This window comes from Dorea sp. AF24-7LB (genome assembly GCF_003478575.1).
Taxonomy (GTDB): domain Bacteria; phylum Bacillota; class Clostridia; order Lachnospirales; family Lachnospiraceae; genus Dorea_D; species Dorea_D hominis.
This window is the reverse complement of the sequence record NZ_QUFR01000024.1, coordinates 1-4,554: the sequence shown is the minus strand read 5'-3', so window position 1 is coordinate 4,554 and position 4,554 is coordinate 1. Positions and strand designations below refer to the sequence as shown.

The 4,554-nt window shown below is 36.8% G+C and carries 5 protein-coding genes; all 5 read left to right on the top strand.

What is annotated here, in order from left to right; genetic code table 11:
- Positions 1-536: 536 nt before the first annotated feature.
- The 5 genes from DWY31_RS13720 to DWY31_RS13700 all read left to right on the top strand — a co-directional run bounded on the left by DWY31_RS13720 (position 537) and on the right by DWY31_RS13700 (position 4,486).
- A complete protein-coding gene (locus DWY31_RS13720; protein ID WP_117538435.1) occupies positions 537-785 on the top strand; it encodes a hypothetical protein in 249 nt (82 codons plus the stop codon).
- Between the two features lie 13 nt (positions 786-798).
- Complete coding sequence (locus tag DWY31_RS13715) at positions 799-1,197, top strand: hypothetical protein (protein WP_330411929.1); 399 nt, start codon at positions 799-801, stop codon at positions 1,195-1,197.
- A 64-nt stretch (positions 1,198-1,261) separates the two neighbouring features.
- Positions 1,262-1,786, top strand: a complete 525-nt coding sequence (locus tag DWY31_RS13710) for a flavodoxin family protein (RefSeq protein ID WP_118520971.1) — start codon at positions 1,262-1,264, stop codon at positions 1,784-1,786.
- Positions 1,787-2,065: 279 nt separating this feature from the next.
- The gene (locus DWY31_RS13705; RefSeq protein ID WP_118520969.1) at positions 2,066-3,298 is read left to right on the top strand and encodes a tyrosine-type recombinase/integrase; all 1,233 of its coding nucleotides are present in this window, start codon (positions 2,066-2,068) and stop codon (positions 3,296-3,298) included.
- Positions 3,299-3,385: 87 nt separating this feature from the next.
- Positions 3,386-4,486, top strand: a complete 1,101-nt coding sequence (locus DWY31_RS13700) for a Fic family protein (RefSeq protein WP_242992997.1) — start codon at positions 3,386-3,388, stop codon at positions 4,484-4,486.
- Positions 4,487-4,554 lie beyond the last annotated feature (68 nt).

The following is a 4,554-nucleotide window of genomic DNA, read 5'->3' as shown; positions in this document are numbered from 1 at the left end:
CAATCAGCTAACTTTCAGAGCTTTACAGAGCTTGACAGAGGGGGTATTCAGAATAACTCGAATTGAATCGGAAACAGTTTTATATAGTGTCCCACTTGGGTTTACCTTACCTCAGATTGACAGAGAGTGACAATAGGTTGGAGCTCTCCTAAGCGAGGGGTCGGAGGTTCAAATCCTCTTGGCGACGGGCTTCAAAGCGTTCGAAAATGTTAGCTGGATTAGCTGACAACGAACGCTTTTGTTATTTTCAAATCACGTTCGTGACACAAAATTCCATTCAAAATGAGCAATTTCCAGCTAACATTTGGGTTCCGCTCCGTTGTCACCTCTTATTCGGGGATGTAAATCAGAGAAAAGGCGGGAAAAGAAACAATCTCTCCCAAACTTGCAAACATGAATTAGCTGAAACAGTATTCAATTCTATTAGCTACAGCTAATGGTCAAACAGCAATGTCTGTTTGGAACTTTACTATCTATAAAAGTTCCAGGCAGGCATTTTTTATTTCCTGAATCCTGGAGGAAAGGAGTCAAGATAGCTGATACTTTTTGTGATCGGCCTGGCAGTGAAGATGACAGTACAGACTTATGCGGTTGTCAGAGGGATCCTTGGATTTATATTCACTTTGTTGATTATAGCGACTGCATACTGTTACCATGATTGGGTACAGGTTGCATTCCTGTTTTCGCTGAGTGTAATTCTGTATCTGATCCTGTTTGCAGGAGTGTTTGTAGATACTGTACTGGACATGACAAGAGAACGTATTATTGATTTTATTATATCGTGAGGAGGATATGAAAATGAGTGAAAAGAATGATTTTATACAATTACCACCAATCAAAAAAGACACACCGTCCGAAGTGGTCTCAATGATCTGGCAATATTTGAAATTACCTGAGGAATCCAGAAAGAGAGTGACGGCAGATCTAATTGATGTGGATGAAAATTGTGAGAAGGAAGATTTTCAGATTCCAGATCTCTATGACATCGTTCCAAAAGAAGAAATCGCGGAATTTGAAGAAACTATGCGTAAAATTATAGTAGGAATTATCTCTCAGGCCAGCAGTGTTGCCACCTGGGTGTATGTACAGAAATATGTGAAGCACAAAACTCTGGATGAAATGCTGCAAGAATGGAAAGGGGTAAGCCAGTTTATTATTGTCATGGATACCTGGTTCGAAAGATTGATGGCAGAATAATAGATGCTGTGATAGAATGAAGAAAACGATTTGAAGTGCAAATCGGAAGTTGGAGGATACACGCATGAAAATTGTAATTATTAATGGAAGTGCCAGAAAAGGAAATACGCTGGCAGCAATCAATGCATTTATAAAAGGAGCGTCAGAAAAGAATAAAATTGAAATCATTGAACCCGACAAACTCAACATTGCACCATGCAAGGGATGTGGTGTCTGTCAATGCTCTAAGGGATGCGTCGATAAGGATGATACAAATTCTACAATTAATAAAATTGCTGCCGCAGATATGATTCTTTTTGCTACACCAGTTTATTGGTGGGGAATGTCAGCACAATTGAAACTTATCATTGATAAGTGCTACTGCCGTGGATTGCAGTTAAAAAACAAAAAAGTTGGCACAATTGTTGTAGGTGGTTCTCCCGTAGGCAGTATCCAGTATGAGCTGATTGATAAGCAGTTTGACTGTATGGCAAAATATCTTTCATGGGATATGCTTTTCAAAAAATCATATTACGCAACAGCCAGAGATGAACTTGAAAAAAATAAGGATTCCATGAACGAACTTGAGTGGATCGGAAAAAATTTATAAAGCACACACCAAATTCAAGTTTGTTGAATTAAAAATGAAATAAAGTTCCAGTAATCATAGAGTGTATGGATTCAATTCCATATGCTCTTTTTCTTTACTTAATTTCATGAAAAATGTAAAAATCTAATGTTACGAGTTGCATTAAAAAAACTCGCAAGAAAATTCGTAAGAAAAAAAGTAAAAAAATTTGCTTTTGACCACTGTAAAACATGCTCTGAGCGTTTCGTTATATGAAGGGATAATTTTTCATTCATATTTCAAAGAAAAGAGGATAAAGAAATGTCAGAAAAAAGATGTTATACAGTTCAAGAGTTACAGGAAATCTTAGGAGTCAGCAGACCTACTATTTATAACCTTTTAAAGAAAAAGGAATTCCGGTGGATCCAGTTGGATGGCGGAAAGTATCGCATCTCTAAAAAGAGTTTCGATGACTGGCTCGATAACTTGGAAGAAAGATATTATCAGAGTCTTTTGAAGAGACGTGCAGTTATCAATCCATTGAATAAAACCAGTCGAAATGAATTTGTATCGTCCAGTACGGTCCGGGATGTTAATAAGCTGCTCAGGAACTGTTTTGAACAGGCAGTGAAATGGGAGTTAATGGAGAAGAATCCTTGCACCCATGCGACTGTACCAAAACATAAATCACAAAAAAGAGACATCTGGACAGCGGATACATTAATGTATGCGCTCAGTGTCTGTGAAGATGAGCGATTAAAGCTTGCAATAAATCTATCCTTTTCATGTTCCTTACGACTTGGTGAGCTGCTTGGTCTTACCTGGGATTGTGTAAATATTTCTCCTGAGGCAATTGAAGAAAACCGTGCATATGTCTTCATCAACAAAGAATCACAGCGTATAAGAAAAGAATCGTTGAATGCATTGGATGGAAAAGATGTGTTGTTGGTATTCCCGACAAATCATAAGAAGAATTCTACGGTCCGTATTCTGAAAACACCAAAGACAGAAAGCAGTGTGCGTAAGATATTCTTACCAAAGAGTGTCGCTAATATGTTGGTAGACTGGAAAGCGGAACAGGATGAAATGAAAGAAATCCTTGGTGATGAATATATGGACTATAACCTGGTTATGGCAAGTACCTTTGGGCTTCCTCTAGGAGATGGAGCAATACGTGGTCCTTTAAAAAAACTGATCGAGGACTATAATCTCCCACCGGTTGTATTTCACAGTTTTCGTCATAGCAGCGTTACTTATAAGCTGAAATTGAATGGTGGAGACATCAAGGCGGTACAGGGTGATTCCGGCCATGCTCAGGTCAATATGGTTACGGATGTGTACTCTCATATTCTGGATGATGACCGAAGGAAAAATGCAGAGCTTTTTGAAGAAGCGTTTTATGAGAAAAAGAATCTGGATCCACAGATGCATGTACAGCAGGAAAATAATAATACTACTGTTGCTGATGAAGTCGATCCGGAACTTCTGGTAAAAGTGTTGGCTAATCCAGAGATGCGGGCGTTGCTCAATTCACTGGCGAAGACGATGAAGTAATGAAAAATAGTGAAAAAATAGTGTAATTTTAGTGGAAAAACGATTCATAAAACGATATAATATATGGATGAAATGGAGGTGGATCATGTGATTAAGGTTACGCTAACAAATGAAATTTTAAAAAGAATATCGGAAATAGACGAAAAGCGTTTTTCTCTTAGTACGATAGAAATGCCACCTGTTATAAAAAACAGACTTAGAAAAAACTCTAAGAAAAAAAGTTCCTATGCTTCTAATAAGATTGAAGGAAATCCATTAACTGAAAAACAGGCAAATGAGGCTATTGATAGTGATCCTCACAAACATTTTTTAAAGCCAGAACAGGAAGTTCGTAATTACTTTTTAGCTTTAAATTTTTTAGAAGAAAAACTGAAAAAGAAAGAAGTTTTTTCAAAAGAAATGATTTTAGAAGTGCAGGCAATGGTTGAAAAAGGTGCGTCAAAAGAAAAGATAGGCTTAAGAGGCCCTATGCCACCTGGAATGTTATTTGCAGTATATGATTCCGAAACAGGCGCAGCGGAATATATTCCACCAGAGTATATTGATATTCCAGACTTGTTGGATGAACTTGTTGAATATGTAAATACTACAGATGATCATCCGCTGATTATTGCTGCTGTAGTTCATTATCAATTGGTTACCATTCATCCTTTTGAAGATGGAAATGGAAGAACCGCCAGATTAATGTCAGGCTATATTCTTGATTATTATGGATATGGTTTTAATGGAATAGGTTCTCTGGAAGAATATTTTGCCTATGATCCAGATGAGTATTATGCATCACTGCAAATGGGGTTACCGGCGTTATATTATTCAGGAAGAGAAAACCCTCCTCATCCGGAAATATGGATCAATTATTTTTTGCGGATGATGGAATTGTATTCTAAAAAGGTATATGAATTATCAAAAACATCCGAAAACGACGAGTTAGATGGAAGTCTATCTTATTTAAATGCAAAAGAAAAAGAATTCTTAGCATTTCTGTTAAAAAAGCGATTATATGAGTTTACACCAATTGAAGTAAGCAAAATGCTTGGTGTAACCAACAAAACGATTATTAATCGATGTGCAAAGCTGGTAAATAATGGTTTGTTAATTCCAATCATTGTAAAGACACGAGTCCGATCTTATCGGTTAAGTGATTTTTCAAAGACAAATGAGAAAAAGATTTTGAAAAAAATATCGTAATAAAATATAAAATTTGCCAGTCAAAAACGCATGGACAAACCGTCTCGTATGCGTTATATTATTTATAG

Bases quoted from the DNA above. Each gene is read 5' to 3' on its own strand.
- DWY31_RS13705 (WP_118520969.1), top strand. From the start codon at position 2,066: ATGTCAGAAAAAAGATGTTATACAGTTCAAGAGTTACAGGAAATCTTA.
- DWY31_RS13710 (WP_118520971.1), top strand. From the start codon at position 1,262: ATGAAAATTGTAATTATTAATGGAAGTGCCAGAAAAGGAAATACGCTG.
- DWY31_RS13715 (WP_330411929.1), top strand. From the start codon at position 799: ATGAGTGAAAAGAATGATTTTATACAATTACCACCAATCAAAAAAGAC.